The sequence below is a fragment of the Rhodococcus sp. 2H158 genome (genome assembly GCF_053764755.1).
This window is the reverse complement of the sequence record NZ_JBSNCE010000012.1, coordinates 137661-161100: the sequence shown is the minus strand read 5'-3', so window position 1 is coordinate 161100 and position 23440 is coordinate 137661. Positions and strand designations below refer to the sequence as shown.

Genomic DNA, 23440 nt, shown 5'->3' with positions numbered 1-23440 from the left:
GCACGAGGGTGTGGATGATCGGCCCCGGGGGGCCGATCATCGGGCGGTGCTCAGGCGAGGTCGAAGCGGTCGAGGTTCATCACCTTGTTCCACGCAGAGACGAAGTCCTGCACGAACTTCTGCTGCGCGTCGGCGCTGCCGTAGACCTCGGCGATACCGCGCAGCTGCGAGTTCGAACCGAAGACGAGGTCGACGGCCGTGGCCGTCCACTTGACCTCGCCCGTGACACGATCGCGGCCCTCGTACACGTTCTCGGTCGACTCGGACACCTTCCACTCCGTGCGCATGTCGAGCAGGTTCACGAAGAAGTCGTTGGTCAGTGCCTCGGGCCGATCGGTGAACACGCCGTGGGCGGATTGCCCGAAGTTGGTGTTCAGGGCCCGCATCCCGCCGACGAGAACCGTCATCTCCGGAGCGGTCAACGTCAACAGGTTCGCCCGCTCCAGCATCAGCCGCTCCGGCGGCAGCTTCTCGCCGGCCCGCAGGTAGTTGCGGAACCCGTCGGCCGCGGGTTCGAGCACGGCGAACGACTCCACCTCGGTCTGCTCCTGCGAGGCATCGGTGCGGCCCGGCGCGAACGGGACCGTGATCTCGACGCCGGCGTTCTTCGCCGCCTGCTCGACGGCGGCGCATCCGGCCAGGACGATCAGGTCTGCGAGCGAGACCTTCTTCGCAGACTGCGCGCTGTTGAAGTCCTGCTGGATCCGTTCGAGGGTCTGCAGCACGTCGGCCACTCGGTCCGGTTCGTTGATCTCCCAGTTCTTCTGCGGCTCGAGACGGATGCGTGCCCCGTTGGCCCCGCCGCGCTTGTCGGTGCCGCGGAAGCTCGCCGCCGACGCCCACGCGGTGGAGACCAGCTGGGGGATGGACAGCCCCGATTCGAGGATCTTGCTCCCGAGGGCGGCGATGTCGTCCGCTCCGATCAGTTCGTGATCGACCGCGGGAACCGGGTCCTGCCACAGCTGCGGCTCGGGGACCCACGGTCCGAGGAAGCGCGAGACGGGTCCCATGTCGCGATGCAGCAGCTTGTACCAGGCCTTCGCGAACTCCTCCTCGAACTCCCGCGGGTTGTCCAGCCAGCGCCGGGTGATCGGCCCGTAGATCGGGTCGAGTCGCAACGAGAGGTCCGTAGTCAGCATCACCGGCGAATGCCGCTTCGACGGGTCGTGGGCGTCGGGGACGGCGTCGGCTCCGGCCCCGTCCTTCGGGATCCACTGCCACGCACCGGCGGGGCTCTTGGTCTTCTCCCACTCGTAGCCGTACAGGGTTTCCAGGAAGCTGTTGTCCCACTGCCGGGGGGTAGGCGTCCAGGCGCCCTCGAGACCGCTGGTGATCGCGTCCCCGCCCACGCCGGTGCCGAAGGAGTTCTTCCAGCCGAGACCCTGCTGTTCGATGGGAGCGGCCTCCGGCTCGGGACCGACGTGGTCGGCCGTGGCGGCGCCGTGGGTCTTGCCGATGCTGTGACCACCGGCGATGAGCGCCGCAGTCTCGACGTCGTTCATCGCCATCCGGCCGAACGTCTCCCGGATGTCCCGGGCCGCGGCGATCGGATCCGGGTTACCGTTGGGCCCTTCCGGATTCACGTAGATCAAGCCCATCTGCACGGCGCCGAGCGGGCCGGAGAGTTCCCTCTCCCCGCCGTAACGCTCGTCCCCGAGCCACGTGTCCTCGGGTCCCCAGAACACCTCGTCGGGCTCCCAGATGTCCTCGCGCCCGAAGCCGAAGCCGAACGTCTTGAACCCCATCGATTCGTAGGCGCAGTTTCCGGCGAAGATCAGCAGGTCCGCCCACGAGAGCTTCCGGCCGTACTTCTGCTTGATCGGCCAGAGCAACCGCCGCGCCTTGTCGAGGCTCGCGTTGTCGGGCCAGCTGTTGAGGGGGGCGAAACGCTGGGCGCCCTTGCCGCCACCGCCCCGGCCGTCGGCGATGCGGTACGTGCCCGCGGCATGCCAGCTCATCCGGATGAAGAGCGGCCCGTAATGGCCGTAGTCGGCCGGCCACCACTCCTGCGACGTCGTCATCAACTCGAAGATGTCCTGTTTCAGGGCTTCGACGTCGAGGGTCGCGAACTCTTCGGCGTAGTTGTAGTCCGGGCCCATCGGATTGGAGAGGGGCGAGTGCTGGTGGAGAACCTGCAGGTCCAGCTGGTTCGGCCACCAGTCCCGGTTGGTCCTGGGCCGATGCGGCTTCGGCTCGGGGGACGGGATTACCGGATTTTCGCTTTCACTGTTGGACACGTCGGCCCTTCCTTCCGGGTTTCGGTGAATCGGACGGTGATCACGGATGTGATCGCGAAGCGTGTGCTGCCGAGCAGTCGGGGCACCTGCCCCAGTAGATGACCTCGGCCTCGTCGACGAGGAAGCCGCTCTGGTCGGACGCGGTCAGGCAGGGCGCCTCGCCGACGGCACAGTCGACGTCGGCGATGGCCCCACAGGACCGGCAGACGAGGTGGTGGTGGTTGTCCCCGACACGCGACTCGTAGCGGGCGACGGAACCGGACGGCTGGATCCGCCGCACCAGACCCGCATCGGTCAGGGCATGCAGCACGTCGTACACGGTCTGCCGGGACACGTCGGGCAGAACGGTGCGCACGGCTCCGAAGATCGTCTCCGTGTCGGCGTGCGGATGCTCGTGCACCGCCTCCAGCACTGCGATCCGGGGCCGGGTCACGCGCAGCTCCGCCGTACGCAACTGCTCCACGTAATCCCGCGTCGAGGGCACGTGGATACTATGACGCACTTTTCTGGAATGAGTCACGACTTTGGGTAACCGCAGCGTGATCAGAACTCGGGCGTGTGTTCGGTGGCCGCGTGTGTTCGGTGGCGAGGGCGGCGGTCGCGCGGACCCGCACCGGTCCGGCTACCCGGCCGCTAGGGCTTCGGCTGCTGCGCCCACCACTTCACCAGCTCGGCCTCGGCCTCGTCGCGGTCGAGGGGACCCCGGTCGAGCCGCAGCTCCTTGAGGAACTTCCAGGCCTGCCCGACCTGCGGGCCGGGTTTCAGGCCGAGCAGCTCCATGATGGCGTTGCCGTCGAGGTCGGGCCGCACCTTCGCCAGGTCCTCCTGCTCGGCGATCCGCTCGATGCGCGTCTCGAGATCGTCGTAGGTGGCCTGCAGCGCCGCGGCCCGGCGCTTGTTGCGGGTGGTGCAGTCCGCCCGGACCAGCTTGTGCAGCCGGGGCAGCAGGTCACCGGCGTCGTGCACGTAGCGCCGGACCGCCGAGTCCGTCCACTGGCCCTTGCCGTAGCCGTGGAACCGCAGGTGCAGGAACACGAGCTGGCTGACGTCGTCGACCATCTGCTTGGAGTACTTCAGGGCCCGCATCCGCTTGCGGACGAGCTTGGCCCCGACGACCTCGTGGTGGTGGAAGCTGACGCCGCCGCCCGGCTCGTTGTGCTTCGTGGCGGGCTTGCCGATGTCGTGCAACAGGGCCGCCCAGCGCAGCACGAGATCCGGATTCCCGTCCTCGAGGTCGATGGCCTGCCTGAGCACGGTCAGCGAATGCCAGTACACATCCTTGTGCTGATGGTGCTCGTCGATCTCGAGCTTCATCGCCGGGATCTCCGGGATCACCCGCTCGGCGAGGCCGGTCTCGACCATGATGTCGACGCCCTCGATCGGGTAGGCACCGAGGATCAGCTTGTCGAGCTCGGCCTGCACCCGCTCGGCGCTGATCCGCAGGATCTCGTCTCCCATGGCCACGATCGCGTCGTGCACCCGCTCCGCCAGCCCGAACCCGAGCTGGGAGACGAACCGCGCCGCGCGCAGCATCCGCAGCGGGTCGTCGTGGAACGACTCGCTCGGCATCGCGGGGGTGTCGATGACCCCGGCGAGCAGGGCGTCCATCCCGCCGAGCGGGTCGACGAAGTCCTCAGCGCCGGTCGGGCCGATCCGCACCGCCATGGCATTGACGGTGAAGTCGCGGCGGATCAGGTCGTCCTCGAGGCTGGTGCCGTACTCGACGATCGGGTGGCGGGTGACGCGGTCGTACGCGTCGCTGCGGAACGTGGTGATCTCGATCTGCTCCGGTCCCTTGACCGCGCTGATCGTGCCGAAGTCGATGCCGGTGTCCCACTGGTGGTCGACCCAGCCGCGCAGCAGCGCCTGCACCTGCTCGGGCCGCGCGTCGGTGGTGAAGTCCAGGTCGGTGCCGAGGCGACCGAGCACCGCGTCGCGGACGCTCCCTCCCACCAGGTACAGCTCGTGACCGGCGGCGGTGAAGCGCTCACCGAGCGGGGCCAGGATGTCCGACAGCGCACGCAGCGTCGCGTCGGCCCCGGCGAGCAGTCGGGCGCGCCGCTCGGTGTCGGTGGAGGGAGAGTTCACGTCTTCGAACCTTACCGAGGTGGCCGAACGCGCAGTCGCGCGATCCGGACGTGCCTGGTTGAACCGCCGGGCACGTCCCGCCAACTAGTATCGATGAGGTGTCGCCCGCAGAACGTGCCAACCGCAACCGCCGCACCTCGCGGCGGCGTGGCGCGGGCGCCAAGTCCGGGGGCCGGGCCACCTCCGACGCGGCGAAGCCTCACCTGCGCACGGTCCGCGAGACATCGGCCGGGGGACTGGTGGTCGACGGCCTCGGCGGGCCCCCCGACAAGTTGTGCGCGGCGTTGATCGGCCGCACCGACCGGCGCGGCCGGCTGCTGTGGTCGCTGCCGAAAGGCCACATCGAGAAGGGCGAGACCGCCGAGCAGACGGCGATGCGCGAGGTCCACGAGGAGACCGGGATCCACGGCACCGTCCTCGCCACGCTCGGCAGCATCGACTACTGGTTCGTCACCGAGGGCCGGCGCGTCCACAAGACCGTGCACCACTACCTGCTGCGTTACCTGGACGGCGAGCTCTCCGACGCCGATGTCGAGGTCACCGAGGTGGCCTGGGTGCCGCTACCGGAGCTGCGCTCGCGCCTGGCGTACGCGGACGAGCGCAGGCTCGCCGACGTCGCCGACCAGCTGATCGCCGAGATGGATCCGTCGATGCTGCTCGGACCCGGCGGACCGGAGGCCCGTCTCGGATGACCTCGGCAGCTCGCCGGGCCGCGGCGGCCGTTCTCGCCGTGCTCGCGCTCGTCCTGACGACGGCGGGTATGGCCGTCGCCCAGCCGCGCAGCGACGCGTCCGACGCCCCGCGCTTCCTCGAGCTGCGCATCGACTCGGTGACGCCGACGACGATATCCACCAGCAGCGAGCCGGTGGTGACCGTGACCGGCACGCTCGAGAACGTCGGGGACCGCGATGTCGAGGACATCGCCGTGCGGCTGCAGCGCGCCCCGGCGGTCGGCTCCGCCGAGGAGCTGCGCACGGCGCTGACCTGGGATCAGACCGCCTACGACCGCACCGGGCCGTTCGAATCGGTCACCGACGTCCTCGAGCGGGGTGAGCAGCGGCAGTTCCGCCTCGAGCTGGCACTGCGCTCGGCCGACAGCCCTTCGCTGGGTATCGACACCCCCGGGGTGTATCCGCTGCTCGTCAACGTCAACGGTGCTCCCGAGTACGGCGGTCAGGCACGGCTCGACGACGCCCGGTTCCTGCTGCCCGTGCTGGGGGTGCCCGCGGGCGAGAACAGCGAGAGCCGGCCCGTGCCCCCGGACACGTCCGCACCCGTGGGGGTCACGATGCTGTGGCCGCTCGCGGACCGCCCACGCCTCGCGGCGGGGGTGCCCGGATCGGCGACGGACCCGGTCCGTCTCGTCGACGACGACCTCGCGGCGTCGCTCGCCGACGGCGGCCGGCTCGACGGACTGCTCGACGCTGCCGAGCGCGCGGCCACCGCCGAGGACCGCCGCGTCGCCGACGCGATGTGCCTGGCCGTCGACCCCGATCTGCTCGTCACCGTCGCCAACATGACCCGCGGCTACCTGGTGGTCGAGGACACGGCCGAACCGATGGGCGACGCCCACGACGGGGAGGGGACGGCCGCGGCCGGCGCGTGGCTGGAACGGCTGCGCACCCTGGCCGCCTCGATGTGCACGGTCGCGGTGCCCTTCGCCCAGGTCGACGTGGCCGCCCTCGCCGAACTCGACGACGCCTCTCTCGCCGGACCCGCGCTCGCCGCACCGACCGAGATCGTGAACACGATCCTCGGGATCACCACGACCCGGGAGGACGTGGTCTGGCCCGACGCCGGGGTGCTCACCGAGCAGGCGGGGGCGCTGCTCGCCGCCGACGGCCCGGTGACGACCCTGCTCGCCGACACGGCGGTCGACGCCGCGGACTCGGACGCGGGCACGGGTCCGATGCCCGTGCGGGGGGTGGACGGCCTGTCCACGGTCCTGTTCGACAGCGCCGCCGCCACCGCGCTCGCCGCGCTGGGCGACGCTCCCCAGACGCCGTCGTTCACCGCCGAGGACGCCCGCTACGACCTCACCGAGGATTCCCCGGGCGCCCGGCTGCAGGACGCGCTGGGCGCCCTGAGCTGGTCCGCGCTGCGCACGTCGGAGAACGCCACCCGGACCGTGTCCACCGGCGACGGCGCGCCCGCGGCCCCGGGCTCCGCGCTGTTCGTGCCGCCGCAGTCGTGGAGTGCGTCCGGCGACGACGCCGCCGCGGTCCTGTCGATGGTCGGCACCCTGATCCGCTCCGGCCTGGCCACCCCGCGTCCGTTCGACACCCTGTTCGCACCCGCCGCCGGGGACGCCTCCACCGTCGCGCTGTCCTACCCGGAGCAGGCCATCGTCGACGGTGCGTCGGCCGAGGTGATCGACGCGGCCCGCGAGCAGGCACCCCGGCTCGACTCGTTCCAGGAGGCGCTCGTCGAGGATCCGCAGGCGCAGCTGACACCGCAGCAGTTCACCGCACCGCTGCGCGAGGACCTGCTGCGCGCGATGAGCCTGGCGGGCCGGCGCGGGCCCGACCCCGACGCCGCCGCGCGCGACGCGGGGCAGCGCGGCGAAGAGGTACGCGACGCCGTCGACGGGATGTTCGCGGGAGTGACCGTGCTCTCACCGGGGGGCGTCTACACGCTGACCTCGGAACAGAGTCCCCTACTGTTGGTCGCGCGCAACGATCTGCCCGTGGGCATCACCGTGCGGCTGCACGTGGACGCGCCGTCGGCGATGAAGATCACCGACATCGGGCCCACCCAGCTGCCCCCGCGCGGCAGCCGCACCCTCACGGTGCCGGCGCAGATCAGCGACTCGCGGAAGATCGGTGTCGAGTTCGCCCTGACCACGGAGTCCGGGCTGCCGCTCGGCACCCCGACGAACGTGACGGTACGGTCCAACGCGTACGGCCAGGTTCTCGCGATCGTCACCGGCTGTGCGGGGGCGCTGCTGCTGTTCCTGGCGGGCCGTCGTCTCCTGCACCGCTTCCGCGGCGAGCCCGATCCAGCCGACGAAGGGTACGAGAAACGATGACCGGGAACCCGACCCGTGAGGACGTCGCCCCGCCCGCCCCCGCGGCGGCGGAGCCGGCCCCGCGCAAGAACCCCGGCCTGCTCGCCGCGACCGGCTCGATCGCCTTCGCGACCCTGATCAGCCGCATCACCGGCTTCGTCAAGCAGGTGCTGTTGCTGACCCTGCTCGGCGCCGCCGTCGCCAGCTCCTACACGGTGGCCGCCCAGATCCCGAACATGATCTCCGAGCTCGTGCTCGGCGCCGTCCTCACCTCGATCGTCGTGCCGGTGCTGGTCCGCGCGGAACGCGAGGACCCGGACGGCGGGACAGCGTTCGTCCGGCGCCTGTTCACCGTCTCCGTCACCGTGCTCGGCCTCGCCGCCCTGCTGGCCACCGCCGCGGCGCCGGTCCTCGTCACCCGGTTCTTCCTCGACGACACGGGCAAGGTGTCGACGACGCTGACCACGGCGCTGACGTATCTGCTGCTGCCGGCGATCCTGTTCTACGGCCTGTCGGCTCTGCTGACCGCCATCCTGAACACGCGGCAGGTGTTCAAACCGGGCGCGTGGGCCCCGGTGCTGAACAACATCGTCGTCATCACGGTCCTGGTCCTGTACTTCCTGCTGCCCGGGGAGATCACCCTCGACCCGGTGCGCATGAGCGACCCGCACCTGCTGCTGCTCGGCTGCGGCGTCACCCTCGGTGTGGTGACCCAGGCGATGTCCCTGGTGCCGGCGCTGCGCCGCGAGGGGATCAGCCTCAAGCCGTTGTGGGGGCTCGACGACCGGCTGCGCCAGTTCGGCGGCATGGCCGCGGCCATCGTGCTGTATGTGCTCATCAGCCAGGCCGGCATGGTGTTCGCGACACACGTCTCGTCGAGCGCCGACGCGGCCGGCCCGGCGATCTACAACAACGCGTGGCTGCTGCTGCAGCTGCCGTACGGCGTCCTCGGCGTCACGGTGCTCACCGCGATCATGCCGCGGCTGAGCCGCAACGCCGCCGAGGAGGACACCCCGGCGGTGGTGGACGACCTGTCGGTCGCGACCCGGCTGACGATGATCGCGCTGATCCCGATCGTCGTGTTCTTCACCGTCGCCGGCCCGCAGATCGGCACGGCCCTGTACGGCTACGGCAGCTTCGGCGAAGGCAACGCCGAACGGCTGGGCCAGGCGGTCAGCTGGTCGGCGTTCACCCTGATCCCGTACGCCCTCGTCCTCATCCATCTACGCGTGTTCTACGCACGCGAGCAGGCGTGGACCCCCACGTGGATCATCCTCGGCATCACCGCCGTGAAGATCGGCCTGTCCGCGATCGCGCCCGTCGTCGCCCGCAACGACGACCAGGTGGTGCTGCTGCTGGGCGTGGCGACCGGCCTGGCCTTCACGGTCGGGGCGTGCATCGGCGGATTCCTGCTGCACCGCGCCCTCGGCGACCTGCGGATGGCGAACGTGGGCCGGACCGTGTGGCACGTGGTGATCGCCTCGGCCGCAGGTTCGGCGGCGATGCTGCTCACCGATCGGCTGCTGCGGCTCGGTGCGCTGAGCGACCGGTTCGGCGGCATCGGCTCGATGGTGCGGGTCGCGATCACCGGCGCGGTGATGCTGCTGGTGACCCTCACGGTGATGTGGTTGCTGAAGGTGCCCGAGATCCTGGCGATCACCGCGGCGGTCCGGCGCAAGGTCGACGCGCTGCGCGGGCGCACGCCCGTCGAGCCGGCCGCCGCCGAGGCGGATGCCGACGAGATCGCCGAACTCGAGGCGGCCCGCTTCGAGGAATCGGAGGCCGAGAAGACCATCGTGTTGCCGCGTCTGGACTACGGCGACTACGGGGTGGCCCCGTATGACGCGGTCACCGAGGTGATTCCCGCGATCAGGGACGTGCCGAGCCACATCGATGCACACCGGCAACTCCCGTACCCTGGTCGACGGCAGGTTCGTACCACCCGGGACGGATCGCGCCGGTTCGCGGATGCCGGACGGCCTCCCGGTTACCTCCGGGGCGGGCGAGTCGAACAAGAAGGAGTGAGGGTGAGCGACGACCACGCTACCGGTAAGTCCACGGTCGATGAGTCCGCATCGACGGACCCGGGTTCGGTGTCCACGGACGCCGACGGCACGTCGACGCAGTCCCCGCAGGCCGGCATCCCCGGCCGTTCCGCCTCGCCGCAGAAGTCCGCCGGCAGCCCGGCCGAGAACCGCTCCGGTGCCGGCCGGCCCCGCCGCGATCCCCACGTCGACACCGGCGTCATCCCGATCGGCTCGCCCCAGCTGCCTCCGCTGCGTATGCCGGGGTCCGCGCCGCGCACCCCGATGCGCGGGCCGAAGCTGATCCCCGGCGCGTCGGTCGCCGGTGGCCGCTACCGTCTGCTCGCCCCGCACGGCGGCGCGCGCGGTCTGCGTTTCTGGCAGGCGCAGGACGTCAAGCTCGACCGCGAGGTGGCGCTGACGTTCGTCGACGCCGAGCAGCGCGCCGGGGACGTGACCGGTCCCGACGGTCCGCAGGCCATCCTGTCGCGCACCCTGCGGCTGGGCCGGATCAACTCACCGGGGCTCGCCCGCGTGCTCGACGTGGTCCGCGGCAGCTCGGGCGGCATCGTCGTCGCCGAGTGGACGCCCGGTCGTTCGCTGCGCGAGATGTCCGGCACCGAGCCGTCCCCGCTCGGCGCGGCCCGCGCTGTGCAGGCTCTCGCGGCCGCGGCGGAGGCCGCGCACCGCAGCGGCGGCGCCCTCTCGATCGATCACCCCGACCGGATCCGCATCAGTGTCGCCGGCGACGCGGTGCTGGCCTTCCCCGCCACCTTCGCCGACGCGGACGTGACCTCCGACGTCCGGGGCCTCGGCGCGAGCCTCTACGGCCTGATCACCGCACGCTGGCCGCTGCCCGAGCAGGCCGCGCCCGGGGAGCAGCCCCCGGCGCACACCGGCGGCACGATCGGCGGGATGCGCCCGGCGGACCTGACCGCCGAGGGCATCGCGGTCGAGCCCCGCACGCTGCGGCCGGAGGTGCCGTTCGAGATCTCCGCGGTGGCGGTGCGTGCGCTCGCGGCCGACGGCGGAATCCGGACCGCGGCCACCGTGCAGCACATCCTCGGCCAGGCCTCGGTCGTGGACCAGAAGACCGACATGATCCCGGCGCTGCGGCTCGGCCAGCGCAGTGCCGGCGCCACCGACCATGCCCTCGCGGACCCGGAGGCTCTCGCCGAGGAGAAGAAGCGATCCGAGCGGATGCTGTTCGCGCTCGTCGGCCTCGGCATCACCACGGTGGTGCTCCTCGCCCTGATCGGCTGGTGGATCGCGAACCTGCTCGCCGGGGGCAGCTCCGACGAGCCGCTCACGAGCCAGGACTTCGGCCTCACCCCGACCTCCGAGGCGCCGTCGGAGCCGGTCGCCCAGGCGCCGGCCCCGGCCGCAGCGGCGGGACCGGTGGCAGTGTCGGCGGTGTCGGTGTTCTCCCCGCAGGGCACCCCGGATTCGCCGGCGACGGCGCGGTTGGCGATCGACGGTGATCCGTCGACGGAGTGGAGCACCGACGCCTACTTCCAGCCGTTTCCCGCCCTGAAGAACGGTGTGGGACTGATGGTGGCGCTCGCCGAGCCGGCCGCGCTCTCGTCGGTGTCGGTGACGTCGGACAGCCCGGGCACGAAGGTCGAGATCCGCAGCGCACCGTCGGACCAGGCCTCCCTGGACCAGACCCAGGTGATCGGCTCGGCGACGCTGCGGTCCGGCGTCACGGAGATCCCCGTCGAGGCCGAGGGCCGCACCTCCGATGTGCTGGTGTGGATCACGGGACTGAGCACGTCCGGTGGCGGCAACAAGAGCTCGATCGCCGAGGTGACGTTCACCGCCGCCGAGTAGCCCGGCGCACGCACCTCCGGTCGCCCACCTCGATCGGCTACCATCCGCGCGTGCGAATTTTGGGGGGGATCGCAGGAATTGCCGTGTCCGACGCCGAGTTACTGGCGGCGCACGCGGCGGGGGACCGACGCGCGTTCGCGCAACTGCTCGAACGGCACTACGACCATCTGTGGCAGGTGGCGCGCCGCACCAGCTATTCGCCCGAGGATGCCGCGGACGCCCTGCAGGAGGCGTTGCTGTCGGCGCATCGTACGGCGGGGAAATTCCGGAACACCGCGGCGGTCCGCAGCTGGCTGCACACCATCGTGGTGAACGCGTGCCTGGACCGCATCCGGCGCAACAAGGCGCGACCGACCGTCCCGCTGTACGACGACGGCACGGATGCCCGCGACGAACGGGATCGCATCGCGGAGCGGGAGATTGCGCTCGACATCGAGGCGGCGTTGTTCACCCTGCCACCGGAGCAGCGCGCCGCGGTCGTCGCGGTCGACGTGGAGGGCTGGCCGGTGAGCGAGGCGGCCCGGCGGCTCGGTGTTCCCGAGGGCACGATCAAGAGCCGCTGCGCGCGCGGGCGCCGTCGGCTCGCGGTGCTTCTCGGTGACCTGCGGGATACGGGGAACCGATCGTGATCGGCGGCCGTCTTATCCTGGTGAGGGCACCGGAAGGCGGGGAGGACAGCGGATGACCGAGGACGAGCTGCCGCAGCCGCCGTATTCTGCCGACCTGCTCGCCGACCTGCACGCCGGGGTCCTGGACGACGACCTCGCCGCCGGATTGTGGCCGGCGGTGCGGCGGGATCCGGACGCCATGGCGGTGATCGCCGCGCTCGACTCCGTCGGCCGCCGGCTCCGGGCCCTCGGTGCGGCCGAAGATGTTGAGAGCCCGCCGATCCCGCCGGAAGTGGCGGCCCGGATCGATGCGGCACTGGCCGCCGATGCCGCCGCGCGCCGCCGGCGACGGTGGCTGCTCGCCGCGGCCGGGACCGGGGCCGCGGCGGCGGTGGCGATCGGATTCGCCGTCACCGCCCACGGCGCGGGACGCCCCGATGCCGCGGCGCCGATGGCCGCGCCCGCCGCTGCTGCGCCGGCTTCTGCTGCGCCCGGTGCCGACGTGCTCGACCCGGCAACGTGGCGCGCGATGATCGGCACGTCCGACACCGGCCCGCTGTCGGATCACGCAGTGCTTCGAGAATGCCTCGAGGCCAACGGCATCGACGAATCCCGGCCACTGCTGGGGTCACGCACGATCCGGTTCGACGGCCGGGAGGCGGTCGCGCTGGTCCTGGGTGATGCCGCGTCGCCGCGGTTGACGGCACTGGTGGTGGGCACGGGATGCGGCGCTTCCGATCCGGCGACTCTGGTGATCCGTCAGATCGGCTGAGCCGCAGGGAGTTCAACCGTCCGCGGCGGGTAGCAACAGATCGAGGATCCGCTCCCGCAGGGCAGACGTGTCGTCCTCGGCCGCAACGATGCTCGCGAACAGCGCCGCACCCGCGGCGAGGACGAGCACGGCACGTGCGTCGAGGTCGGCGGGGGAGGAGCCGTCGCCGTGGGAGAACAGTGCCGTACTCGGGCCGCTGAAGGTGCGCCACAGGGTGTTCCGCAGATCGTCGTGATCGCGGAGTGCGGCGATGAGCCCGGGCAGGGCGGCGCGGACGTCGGGGCGGGCGAACAGGTCCGCGCTGCCCCTGACGACCCATTCGATCCAGCCGCGGCGGCCCGTCCCGTGCATCGGGGTCAGGTCCGGCGCGGAACCGAGAAGCGAGTCGAGCACGAGGTGCGCCTTCGACGGCCACCGCCGGGTGAGGGCCGCCCGGCTCACCCCGGCCCGGACCGCGATGCCGCGCAGGCTCAGGTGTTCCCAGCCGACCTCGAGCAGCATCGCGCGGGTCACGGCGAGGACCTCGGCGTCGATGCGCGGATCGCGGGGGCGGCCGGCGGGCGTGGGGGAGCGGTGGGATGCGGTCATCACCGGTAATTGTGGTGCACGGCACGGCGCGGCACTATAGTTGCAACACGTTACAGAACCACTGGCATCGAAAGTAGGGGCATGACCTCGTCGCGACCCGCCGTGTTCGAACCCGTTCGACTCGGACCGCTCACCCTGCGCAACCGCATCCTCAAGGCCGCGACGTTCGAGGGCGTCATGCCCGGCGGTCGTGTCACCGACGAACTCGTCGAGTTCCATGCCGAGGTCGCCCGCGGCGGCACCGCACTGACCACCGTCGCGTACTGCGCCGTCGCACCCGGCGGGCGCGTACACCGCAACACCGTCGTCCTCGACCGCGACACCGTGCCGGGCCTGCGCCGGCTCACCGACGCCGTGCACGCGGAGGGCGCGCTCGCCTCGGCGCAGATCGGGCACGCCGGACTCGTCGCCAACCAGATCTCCAACGGGACGAAGACCCTCGCCCCGTCCACCCGCATCAGCGCCCCCGCCATGGGCCTGGTGCGGGGCGCGAGTCTCGCGCAGCTCGATCAGGTCGTCACCGACTACGAGAACGCGACCCGCTGCGCCGTCGAGGCCGGATTCGACGCGCTCGAGGTGCACCTGGGGCACAACTATCTGCTCAGCTCGTTCCTCAGCCCGAATCTCAACAAGCGCAGCGACCGCTACGGCGGCAGTCTCGAGAAGCGAACCGCATTTCCCCGGCGCGTTCTCGAGGCGGTCCGCAGGGCGGCCGGCGACTCGGTCGCCGTCATCGTCAAGTTCAACATGACGGACGGCGTCCCGAAGGGCCTGTGGCTCGACGAGAGCCTGCCCATGGCGCGGCTGATCGAATCCGACGGCCACATCGACGCGATGGAACTCACCGGCGGCAGCTCCCTGCTCAACGGCATGTACTTCTTCCGCGGCGACGTCCCGCTGGCCGAGTTCGTCGCGTCCCAGCCCAGGCTCGTCGGGCTGGGACTGCGGTTCTACGGGCCGCGGCTCTTCCCGACCTACCCCTTCGAGGAGGCGTTCTTCCGCCCGATGGCTCGGCAGTTCCGGTCCGAGCTGCGCATCCCGCTCATCCTCCTCGGCGGCATCAACCGGATCGACACCATCGAGAACGCGCTCGACGAGGGATTCGAGTTCGTCGCGATGGGCCGGGCGCTGCTGCGAGACCCGTACCTCGTCAACAAGTTCCGGGACGAGCACGTGCGCGAAGGGCTGTGCATCCACTGCAACAAGTGCATGCCCACCATCTACACCGGAACCCGGTGCGTCGTGCGCGAATCCCTGCGCGACGTGGAGCACAGCGCCTGACGGTGCGCCGGACGCAGCTATCCTGCAACACCATGGACGGTGGGCGGTGACGAACGCGACGACCCCGCCCGTGCAGGTGCGGGTGCTGGGCGCCGTCGCCGCGCTCGTCGACGGGCAGCCCGTCGCCCTCGGCGGGCCCGTCCGTCGTGCGCTGCTCGCCCGTCTGGTGGCGGCACGCGGGCACCCGGTCTCCGCCGACCGGCTCGTCGAGGACCTGTGGGGCGGGGCACCGCCGGCCAAACCGGTGGCGGCGCTGCAGGCGCACATCTCCCACCTGCGCCGGGTGCTCGGTCCGGGCCGGGACCCGCTGCCACGCAGTGCCGCCGGGTACGCGCTGAACCTGCCTGTCGCCGCGGTGGACGCGTGGGCCTTCGAGGACGCCGTCACCCGCGCCGTCACCGCACCTCACGACCAGCTCCGGCACCTCGGGCAGGCCCTCGAGCGGTGGCGGGAACCGCTGTCCGACATCGATCGATACCCCTGGGCGGCAATCGAATCCGACCGGCTCGGGGAACTGCGCCGCACGGCGGTGGAACAGTACGCCGAGACCGCGCTCGAACTCGGTGCTCCCGTCGCGCCGCTCATCGCGTCGCTGAGCGACATCGTCGCGGCGGACCCCGGCCGCGAACGCGCCGTCGCACTCCTGGCGCGCGCCCGGTACCGCGCCGACGGCCCGGCCGACGCCCTCGCCGTCATCCGCCGCTCGCGGCAGTACCTGGCCACCGAACTGGGCCTCGACCCCGGTCCGGCACTGCAGGCCGTCGAGCACGAGATCCTCACCGGTACGGCCGGTCCTGCCCGGGAACGAGCGCCGGTCGCCGACCACGTCCGCCCCGCCGAACTCGGCGTCCTGCTGGACGAGGCCGGACGCGCCGCCCGCGGTGAGACGCGTCTGACGTGGCTGGCCGGGGAGCCCGGGGCGGGCAAGACCCATCTGACCACGCTGCTCGCCGTCGCCCTCGAGGGCGACGGCTGGCAGGTTGCCCGCGGCAACTGCCCCGAGGTGGACGGTGCGCCACCGGGGTGGCCCTGGATCGAGATCCTCGACGCCCTCGCCCACACCGACCCCGACGGCACGGCCACGATGACGTCCCGGCTGGCCGTGCCCGGCACCGGCCTCGACACGTTCGGGTTCGCCCGCGCCCTCGCCCGGCACCTCGGCCGCATCGCCGCCGACCGTCCGCTGCTGCTCGTCTTCGACGACATGCACCGCGCGGACGAACCGACCCTGCACCTGCTGCGCCTCACCCTCGCCGCCCTGCGAACCCGGCCGCTGCTCGCCGTCGCCACCTATCGGCCCACCGAGGCGGGGAGCGAACTCGCCGCCGTCCGTGCGGCGACGAACGCATGCCCCGGCCGGCAGATCCGCCTCGCCCCGCTGACCGACGACGGCATCGCCCGCCTCGTCCGCGAATGTGGCGTCGTCGCCCTGCCGCCCGAGGACATGGCGTTGCTCGTCGCCCGGACCGACCGTAATCCGTTGTTCGTCAGAGAATTTGCTCTGCTGATCGCCGACCAGGGCGTCCGGGCACTCCATCACGACGTGCCGGCCGGGATCGCCGACGTACTGCACCACCGCATCCACACGCTGCCCGAGGCCACCGTCGCCGTGCTGTCCGCGGCCGCCGTCTTCGAACTCGAGGGCGCCGACTCGGTGGCCGCCCTCGCCGCGGCCCGCCGCGCGCACGCCCTCGCGCGGGGCACCGCCGACGCCGGGCTGCGCTGCCGTGCACTCAACGCCCTCGGATTCGTCGCGTACGGCCCGGACCTCGTGGCGCAGCGGCGTGACATCGCCGCGGAACTCCTCACCGTCGCCGGCGACGCGGGGGACGCCGCGTATCAGGCGCAGGCACACTTCCAGTGGTTCCTCGCCGCCGCCGCAGACACCGAACTCGACGAGGCCCGTCGCCACGCCGAACTCGCCGTGCGGTACGCGGCCGGCCGGCAGCTCTCCCAGTTGCTCGGCGTGGTCGAACTGTTCCGCGCGCTGGTGCGCCTCCTCGCCGGCGACGAGGACGGCGCACGGCGCGGATACGACACCGTCGCAGCACAACTCGAGGCGGAGGGTACCGCGTCGGCCCGATGGATCGATACCGTCGGACGCATCGGTGTGGCGACAGCGCGCGACGACTTCGCTCCGCTCGTCGCCGAGTTGTCCGCACTCGAATCGGCACGGCCGCACAGTGTCCGGTTCCCGTTGGTCCTCGCCCTGCTCGACAGCGGAGAACACGAACGGGCGCGGCAGTTGTGGCGCGCCCAGCGGCCGTTCCGGCGCGACTACTACTGGCTGGCCATGACATGCCTGCGCGCCCGTGCCGCGGCCCGGCTCGCGGACACGGCGACGGCCCGGGACTGCCATGCGCAGTTGCTGCCGTTCAGCGGCCGCATCGCCGGCCTGGATTCCGGCTCGTTCCACGCCGGCCCCGTGGACGCTGCCCTCGCCGAGACCGCGGCGCTGCTCGGCGATGCGGACTCGGCACACCGATTCCGCGATGCGGCCGCGGCACTCACCGCGACGGTGTCGGCACAACTGCACGACCCGGCGTGGGCGGCGTGGCGTTGAGCCCGCTCCGTCGTGTCGCGGACAGGACGCACAACCCGATCGCCGCGAACGCGCAACCGCGTGGAATTTCGACGACCAGTCCGGTCACACCCGGCATCGCCGGAATCGGCAGCAGGAGAACGACACCGCCCGCCGCCATGAGGGCGCCGATCCACACCGGTACCGCGCGCGAACGGATCAGCGCGATGCCGAACAGGATCATGCTGCCCATGAAGACGAGTCCGCTGACGGTCTGCAGGATCACATAGGGCTCGTAGACGAGGAGGGTGTCCGACCCGGAGATCGCCCCCACCGTCGCCGGATCACGCGAGAACGGCACGGAGACGAACGCTTCGATCACCAGGTGCGAGAACGCCACCAGCACCGAGGACAGGAAGGATGTGACGTAGGCGACGAGCCCGAGCATTCCGGTTCCGGAGGAGACCCAGGCGTACAGCGCGGGCACACCGAGCATCAGCAGCAGCGTTCCCGACAGCAGGAGGACGTGGGGGAGCGGATTGATCGGAGCGGACAGCGCCGGCACCGAATGCGCGGCGCCGTCGACGACGGGATGCAGGAGGCCGCCGGCGAGGTTCAACGGGAACGCGGCGACGACGGACACGGCGCCGAGGCGGTACAGCAGTGCGGGAGTTACGGTCATACCGTCAGCGTGACGATTCGCCCTTGCCGTTCCCTTGCCGTCCGCTTGCCGTCCGGGTGGGGCAGGGTACGCCTCCGTGTGGCGTGACGCACGGCACTCGAGGAACAACACCCCTTACCCTGTTGTTGACCCATGTTGTGGACCACTGACGTCTTGTGGACCACCGACGTCCCGGTCACGGGCCTCCAGGCTCGACCGTCCCGTATCGAAGTACCAGCAGACAGAAGCACCAGCAGACACCGGAAGGCTCGCATGACCACTGAATCCACGATCCACGACCTGATCATCGTCGGTTCGGGCCCGGCCGGATACACCGCCGGGATCTACGCCGCCCGCGCCGAGCTGTCCCCGCTGCTGTTCGAGGGAACCCAGTTCGGCGGTGCCCTGATGACCACCACCGAGGTCGAGAACTTCCCCGGCTTCCGCGAGGGCATCATGGGACCGGACCTGATGGACCAGATGCGCGAGCAGGCCCTGCGCTTCGGCGCCGACATCCGCACCGAGGACGTCGACGAACTCGACCTGACCGGCCCGGTCAAGAAGGTCGTCGCCAACGGACAGACCTACCACGCCCGCGCCGTCATCCTCGCGATGGGCGCCGCCGCGCGCTACCTCGGCATCCCCGGCGAGGAGCAGCTCCTCGGCCGCGGCGTGTCCGCCTGCGCCACCTGCGACGGCTTCTTCTTCCGCGACCAGGACATCGCCGTCGTCGGCGGCGGCGACTCCGCCATGGAGGAAGCCACCTTCCTGACCCGCTTCGCCCGCAGCGTCACCCTCATCCACCGCCGCGAGGAATTCCGCGCCTCGAAGATCATGCTCGACCGCGCCCGCGCGAACGAGAAGATCCGCATCGTCACGAACGCCAAGCCCGTCGAGGTGCTCGGCGACACCGCCGTCACCGGCCTGGTTCTCGAGGACACCGTCACCGGCGAGCGCAGCACCGTCCCGGTGACCGGCATGTTCGTCGCGATCGGCCACGACCCGCGCAGCGAACTCGTCCGCGGCCAGATCGACCTCGACGACGCCGGCTACGTCCAGGTGCAGACCCCGACCACCGCCACCAACCTGCCGGGCGTCTTCGCCGCCGGCGACCTCGTCGACCACCTCTACCGCCAGGCCATCACCGCCGCCGGCACCGGCTGCTCCGCCTCGCTCGACGCCGAACGCTGGCTCGCCGAGCAGGAAGACCGCCACCCGATCACCGTCAACGCCGGATACTGACCCCTTCCACACCCATCGAGTAGGAGCCATCGTGGCCGAGAAGAACACCGTCACCATCTCCGACGCCTCGTTCGTCGAGGACGTCCTGCAGTCCGACAAGCCGGTACTGGTCGATTTCTGGGCGACCTGGTGCGGCCCGTGCAAGATGGTGGCTCCCGTTCTCGAGGAGATCGCCGGGGAGCACTCCGAGAAGCTCAAGATCGCCAAGCTCGACATCGACGCCAACCCCGCCGCGGCGCGCGACTACAAGGTCATGTCGATCCCGACGATGATCCTGTTCTCCGGTGGCAAGCCGGTGAAGACGATCGTCGGTGCAAAGGGCAAGGCGGCTCTCCTCCGCGACCTCGCCGACGTGCTCTGAGTCACCGTTTCCTCGTCGACACGGATGCGCCCGGATTATTCGTGATCCGGGCGCATCTGCGACAATCGAACGATGGTCTGGTGTCACACCGGGCACAGCAGGTCAGCAGCACGGAAAGGGCCGAGACATGCACCGACTGCGCTACGGCGACCATGGCCCTGCCGTCGCCGAAATCCGGAGCACCCTCACCGGCCTCGGATTTCTGCACGGCGAGTCCGACGTCTCCGCCGGCGACAGCTGGGTGGGCTCCGATGCGGTGTTCGACCGTGAGCTCGACAGCGCGGTGCGTGCGTTCCAGCAGCAGCGCGGTCTGCTCGTCGACGGCATCGTCGGTCCCGCCACATACCGGTCGCTGAAGGAAGCCTCGTATCGGCTCGGCGCCCGCACCCTCATCTATCAGCTCTCCGCACCGCTCTACGGCGACGACGTCGCGACGTTGCAGCGGCGCCTGCAGGATCTCGGGTTCTACGTGGACCGGGTCGACGGCTACTTCGGGCCCCGCACCCACGAGGCCCTGAGCTCCTTCCAGCGGGAGATCGGCCTCGCACCCGACGGCATCTGCGGCGCGGAGACCCTCCGGTCGCTGGAACTGCTCGGCACCCGGGTCACCGGCGGATCGCCGCACGCCATCAGCGAGGAGGAGATCGTCCGCCGGTCCGGTCCGCACCTGAGCGGCAAGCGCATCGTCATCGATCCCGGCCTCGGTGGCCGCGACCACGGCATCATCGTGCGCAGCCCGCACGGCGACATCTCCGAGGCCGACATCCTGTGGGACCTCGCGCGTCGCCTCGAGGGCCGCATGGCCGCGACGGGAATGGAGACCTTCCTCTCCCGGCCGTACCACGCGAATCCGTCGAACATCGAGCGGGCCGGCACCTCCAACGCGTTCGGCGCGGACCTGATGATCTCCCTGCGCTGCGACAGCAGCCCCAATCCGGCCGCGAGCGGCATCGCGAGCTTCCACTACGGCAACGCGCACGGCTCCGAGTCGATGATCGGTCAGGTGCTCACCGGATTCATCCAGCGCGAGGTGACGGCCCGCACGCCGCTGCGGGACTGCCGCAGCCACGGTCGCACCTGGGACCTGCTCCGCCTGACGAACATGCCGACCGTGCAGATCGATCTCGGCTACCTCACGAACACGCAGGACGCTGTGGTCCTCGGCAACCCGCGTTCGCGCGACATCATTGCCGAAGCCATCCTCATCTCGGTCAAGCGGCTGTACCTGCTCGGTCAGGACGATCAGCCCACCGGCACCTACACCTTCGCCGAACTGCTCGCCGAGGAACTGTCGATCACCGAGACCCGCTGAGCGGTTCGCTCAGCGGGCCGCCCCCACGGGGGTACGTCCCGACATGCCCGCGACGGTGAGCGCGGCCTCCTCGAGCAGCCGATCCAGGGCCGCCTCGACCCCCACCTTCCATTCGTGGTCGCGATCGAGTTCGAGCCGCAACCTCGGGAAGCGGTGATGGGGAGCGACGACCTCGAAACCCATGTCCTCGAGGAAGCCGGCCTCGACCATGCACTCGGCGGGGGAGCAGTCCCGTGCGGCCGTTGCCCCGGGGACGTCACTCTCGTCCTCGCCGGCAGTCCGATATCCGAACGCCTCGATCGCGCGCACGTTGCGGCGGACCAGATCGGAGATCACCGCGCGGATCAGTGCCGCACCGAGATCGCTGCCCTCCGCGAGCGGCTCGATCCGGACGGTGGTCAGCAGGATGGCATCCGCGCTCACCGGGGACGTCGGGAACAGCTGAGCGCGCGGCACCATGTTCGGCGGGGCGTAGAACGCGCTACCGGCGGGCTTGTCGTCGAGCGTGGCGACCTGGGCACAGGAACCCCACTGGAGCATGACCATCGACAGCCATGCCTCCTTCTCGAACTCCGGATCGTAGAACCCGCCCGCGTCGTGTACCGCCGCGGGGTCCATCTCCCAGAACACACAGCGCCGGGCGTGTGCCGACAGCTGATCCATTCCGCCCAGGGTGAGTGTTGTGACTCGAGTCGACACTGGGTTACTCAGCCTCCAAGTCCGTATCCTCGACTGTCGTCCTGACGTGCCGAGGCGTCAAGAGGGGTTGGCCTGAGATTCCATCATCGCCACGATCCGCTCGAGGTCGTCGACCGAGCCGAACTCCACGACGATCTTGCCCTTGCGCTTCCCCAGGCTGACCGTGACGCGGGTGTCGAAGGAATTGGACAGGCGCTCCGCGACGTCCTGGAGGCCGGGCATCTGGATGGGCTTGCGGCGCTGCTGCGGTGCGGCGTCCTTCCCGTCGCCGCGGTTCGCCAGCATGACCGCCTCCTCGGTGGCCCGCACGGAGAGGCCCTCGGCGACGATGCGCGCGGCGAGCACCTCCTGGGCGTCGGGTCCGGCCTCGAGCGACAGCAGCGCGCGAGCGTGCCCCGCGGAGAGCACACCCGCCGCGACCCGCCGCTGGACGGGGATCGGCAGCTTGAGCAGACGGATCATGTTGGTGACCACCGGCCGGGATCGGCCGATGCGGGCCGCCAGTTCCTCATGGGTGACGCCGAACTCCTCGAGCAACTGCTGATACGCCGCCGCTTCCTCGAGCGGGTTGAGCTGGACCCGGTGGATGTTCTCCAGCAGCGCATCACGCAGGAGGGACTGGTCGTCGGTCTCACGGACGATCGCCGGGATCGTGGCGAGACCGGCCTCCTGGCCGGCACGCCACCGGCGCTCGCCCATGACGAGCTGGTACCGCTCTCCGTCGAGCCTGCGAACGACGATGGGCTGCATGAGCCCGAACTCACGGATGGAGTGGACGAGTTCGGCGAGCGCCTCCTCGTCGAAGACCTGCCGTGGCTGGCGCGGGTTCGGCTCGATCTTGTCCGCCTCGATCTCGAGGTAGACCGCTCCGGCGGGGGAGGGGAGGGTCGCGTCCGCCGGCGCCGGGGCGCCGTTGCCCGCGGCCTTCTCGCTCGGGGGAGTCGCCTGTTCGGTGGCGGTGGCTTTGTTCGACGTGGTCCTCGGAGCCGCGTTCTTGCGGTTGTCGCCGATGATCACGTCGGCCGCGGCGTTGCCGAGGCCGGGGGCGGCCGCCGGGCCGGTCGGAATCAGCGATGCCAGACCCCGCCCCAACCCGCCTTTGCGTGTCGCGCTCATTCGTTCCCCTGCTTCTCGTTCCGGTACCCGCGTGCCGCCAGTTCGCGTCCCGCGTCGAGGTAGCTCATCGCACCGCGCGAACCTGGATCGTAGTCGAGAACGGTCATCCCGTAACCGGGAGCTTCCGAGACCTTCACGCTGCGGGGGATGACGGACCGCAGCACCGCGCTGCCGAAGTGGGCGCGAACCTCCTCCGCGACCTGATCGGCGAGCTTGGTGCGGGCGTCGTACATGGTGAGCAGCACGGTCGAGACGTGCAGTTCGGGATTGAGGTGCGACTGGACGAGTTCGATGTTGCGCAGCAACTGGCCGACGCCCTCCAGCGCGTAGTACTCGCATTGGATGGGGATGAGCACCTCCTTCGCCGCCACGAGCGCGTTGACGGTGAGGAGACCCAGCGACGGCGGGCAGTCGATGATGACGTAGTCGAAGTCCTCATCGCCGAGCGCGGCGGGAGAGAGAGCGTTCTTGAGACGGTTCTCCCGCGCAACCATCGAGACGAGTTCGATCTCGGCGCCGGCGAGGTCGATGGTGGCCGGGATACAGAACAGGCGCTCGCTGTGCGGGCTCTGCTGGATGGCTTCGGCGGCCTTCACCTCCCCGAGGAGTACCTCGTAGCTCGACGGGACACCGGAGTGGTGCGGCACTCCGAGGGCGGTGCTGGCATTGCCCTGGGGATCGAGATCGACGACGAGGACGGTCAACCCCTGAACGGCGAGGGCCGACGCCAGGTTCACCGTGGACGTGGTCTTGCCGACGCCGCCCTTCTGGTTCGCGATCGTGATGATGCGGCGGTGGGTCGGCTTGGGGAGTGCGTTCACGGAACTCGGGTGGAGTACCTGGCTGGCTCGGTGCGCGGCGGCGCCGATCGGTGTGTCCAACGGCGAGAGCCCCCCGTACGGAATCGGAGAGAACTCGTCCTCGACGGACTCGGACGCGGCTCCCGTCGGCCTCTGCGCCTCGGTTTCACGTGAAACAGCGGATTCAGATCCACCCGACATTGACCGCTCCTTTGTTGTCGACACACCCGGTTGGCACGGTACATCCCCCTCGCGAATCCACGCCGGTGGTCCACGACCGACCACCCCGGCCG

General features: G+C 70.7%; 18 protein-coding genes. 10 read left to right on the top strand and 8 right to left on the bottom strand.

From position 1 onward, the window contains the following. Positions 1–50: 50 nt before the first annotated feature. The 3 genes from katG to ACWPOB_RS14020 all read right to left on the bottom strand — a co-directional run bounded on the left by katG (position 51) and on the right by ACWPOB_RS14020 (position 4325). A complete protein-coding gene (gene katG / locus ACWPOB_RS14030; protein ID WP_455401192.1) occupies positions 51–2237 on the bottom strand; it encodes a catalase/peroxidase HPI in 2187 nt (728 codons plus the stop codon). A gap of 40 nt (positions 2238–2277) precedes the next feature. After that, the gene (locus ACWPOB_RS14025; protein WP_455401191.1) at positions 2278–2721 is read right to left on the bottom strand and encodes a Fur family transcriptional regulator; all 444 of its coding nucleotides are present in this window, start codon (positions 2719–2721) and stop codon (positions 2278–2280) included. A gap of 149 nt (positions 2722–2870) precedes the next feature. After that, complete coding sequence (locus tag ACWPOB_RS14020) at positions 2871–4325, bottom strand: CCA tRNA nucleotidyltransferase (protein ID WP_100056889.1); 1455 nt, start codon at positions 4323–4325, stop codon at positions 2871–2873. A gap of 98 nt (positions 4326–4423) precedes the next feature. Here ACWPOB_RS14020 and ACWPOB_RS14015 point away from each other — a divergent pair, with 98 nt between their 5' ends. From ACWPOB_RS14015 to ACWPOB_RS13995, 5 genes are all read left to right on the top strand, one after another. Next, positions 4424–5017 carry an NUDIX hydrolase gene (locus ACWPOB_RS14015; protein WP_006934418.1) on the top strand — a complete coding sequence of 198 codons (594 nt, stop codon included), beginning with the start codon at positions 4424–4426 and terminating at the stop codon, positions 5015–5017. Then, the gene (locus tag ACWPOB_RS14010) at positions 5014–7353 is read left to right on the top strand and encodes a glycoprotein (RefSeq protein ID WP_455401190.1); all 2340 of its coding nucleotides are present in this window, start codon (positions 5014–5016) and stop codon (positions 7351–7353) included. Before ACWPOB_RS14015 ends, ACWPOB_RS14010 begins: the two co-directional genes overlap by 4 nt. Next, on the top strand, positions 7350–11186 hold the full coding sequence (gene murJ, locus ACWPOB_RS14005) for a murein biosynthesis integral membrane protein MurJ (RefSeq protein WP_455401189.1): 3837 nt from the start codon (positions 7350–7352) through the stop codon (positions 11184–11186). The genes ACWPOB_RS14010 and murJ overlap by 4 nt, the downstream gene beginning before the upstream one ends. An 83-nt stretch (positions 11187–11269) precedes the next feature. After that, positions 11270–11815 (top strand): RNA polymerase sigma factor SigM, encoded by a 546-nt coding sequence (gene sigM, locus ACWPOB_RS14000; RefSeq protein WP_100058998.1) that lies wholly within the window; start codon positions 11270–11272, stop codon positions 11813–11815. 52 nt (positions 11816–11867) lie between these two features. Continuing rightward, positions 11868–12566 carry a hypothetical protein gene (locus ACWPOB_RS13995; RefSeq protein ID WP_455401188.1) on the top strand — a complete coding sequence of 233 codons (699 nt, stop codon included), beginning with the start codon at positions 11868–11870 and terminating at the stop codon, positions 12564–12566. Between the two features lie 12 nt (positions 12567–12578). Here the strand turns inward: ACWPOB_RS13995 and ACWPOB_RS13990 are convergent, their stop codons facing one another. After that, positions 12579–13154, bottom strand: a complete 576-nt coding sequence (locus ACWPOB_RS13990; RefSeq protein ID WP_455401187.1) for a helix-turn-helix domain-containing protein — start codon at positions 13152–13154, stop codon at positions 12579–12581. Positions 13155–13235: 81 nt separating this feature from the next. Between ACWPOB_RS13990 and ACWPOB_RS13985 the strand changes: the two genes are divergently transcribed. Then, positions 13236–14435, top strand: coding sequence for an NADH:flavin oxidoreductase (locus ACWPOB_RS13985; RefSeq protein ID WP_100058485.1), 1200 nt, complete (start codon positions 13236–13238; stop codon positions 14433–14435). A gap of 46 nt (positions 14436–14481) precedes the next feature. Further along, positions 14482–16998: a BTAD domain-containing putative transcriptional regulator gene (locus ACWPOB_RS13980; protein ID WP_455401186.1), complete on the top strand. Its 2517-nt coding sequence runs from the start codon at positions 14482–14484 to the stop codon at positions 16996–16998. Here ACWPOB_RS13980 and ACWPOB_RS13975 read toward each other — a convergent pair. Then, positions 16943–17638, bottom strand: a complete 696-nt coding sequence (locus ACWPOB_RS13975; RefSeq protein ID WP_455401185.1) for a hypothetical protein — start codon at positions 17636–17638, stop codon at positions 16943–16945. The genes ACWPOB_RS13980 and ACWPOB_RS13975 overlap by 56 nt on opposite strands. A gap of 252 nt (positions 17639–17890) precedes the next feature. Here ACWPOB_RS13975 and trxB point away from each other — a divergent pair, with 252 nt between their 5' ends. The 3 genes from trxB (at position 17891) to ACWPOB_RS13960 (ending at position 20532) form a co-directional block, all read left to right on the top strand. Continuing rightward, entirely contained in the window at positions 17891–18859 is a 969-nt protein-coding gene (gene trxB / locus ACWPOB_RS13970; RefSeq protein ID WP_072633805.1) for a thioredoxin-disulfide reductase, read from the top strand. 31 nt (positions 18860–18890) lie between these two features. Continuing rightward, positions 18891–19220 carry a thioredoxin gene (gene trxA / locus ACWPOB_RS13965; RefSeq protein WP_006934442.1) on the top strand — a complete coding sequence of 110 codons (330 nt, stop codon included), beginning with the start codon at positions 18891–18893 and terminating at the stop codon, positions 19218–19220. A 127-nt stretch (positions 19221–19347) separates the two neighbouring features. Next, complete coding sequence (locus ACWPOB_RS13960) at positions 19348–20532, top strand: N-acetylmuramoyl-L-alanine amidase (protein ID WP_100056984.1); 1185 nt, start codon at positions 19348–19350, stop codon at positions 20530–20532. Between the two features lie 9 nt (positions 20533–20541). Here the strand turns inward: ACWPOB_RS13960 and ACWPOB_RS13955 are convergent, their stop codons facing one another. Genes ACWPOB_RS13955 through ACWPOB_RS13945 form a run of 3 tightly spaced genes read right to left on the bottom strand, consistent with a single transcriptional unit; the run spans position 20542 to position 23348 of the window. Then, the gene (locus ACWPOB_RS13955; RefSeq protein WP_006934444.1) at positions 20542–21231 is read right to left on the bottom strand and encodes a hypothetical protein; all 690 of its coding nucleotides are present in this window, start codon (positions 21229–21231) and stop codon (positions 20542–20544) included. A gap of 57 nt (positions 21232–21288) precedes the next feature. Next, on the bottom strand, positions 21289–22347 hold the full coding sequence (locus ACWPOB_RS13950) for a ParB/RepB/Spo0J family partition protein (RefSeq protein WP_455401184.1): 1059 nt from the start codon (positions 22345–22347) through the stop codon (positions 21289–21291). Next, positions 22344–23348 (bottom strand): ParA family protein, encoded by a 1005-nt coding sequence (locus tag ACWPOB_RS13945; RefSeq protein WP_455401183.1) that lies wholly within the window; start codon positions 23346–23348, stop codon positions 22344–22346. The genes ACWPOB_RS13950 and ACWPOB_RS13945 overlap by 4 nt, the downstream gene beginning before the upstream one ends. Positions 23349–23440: the final 92 nt, after the last annotated feature.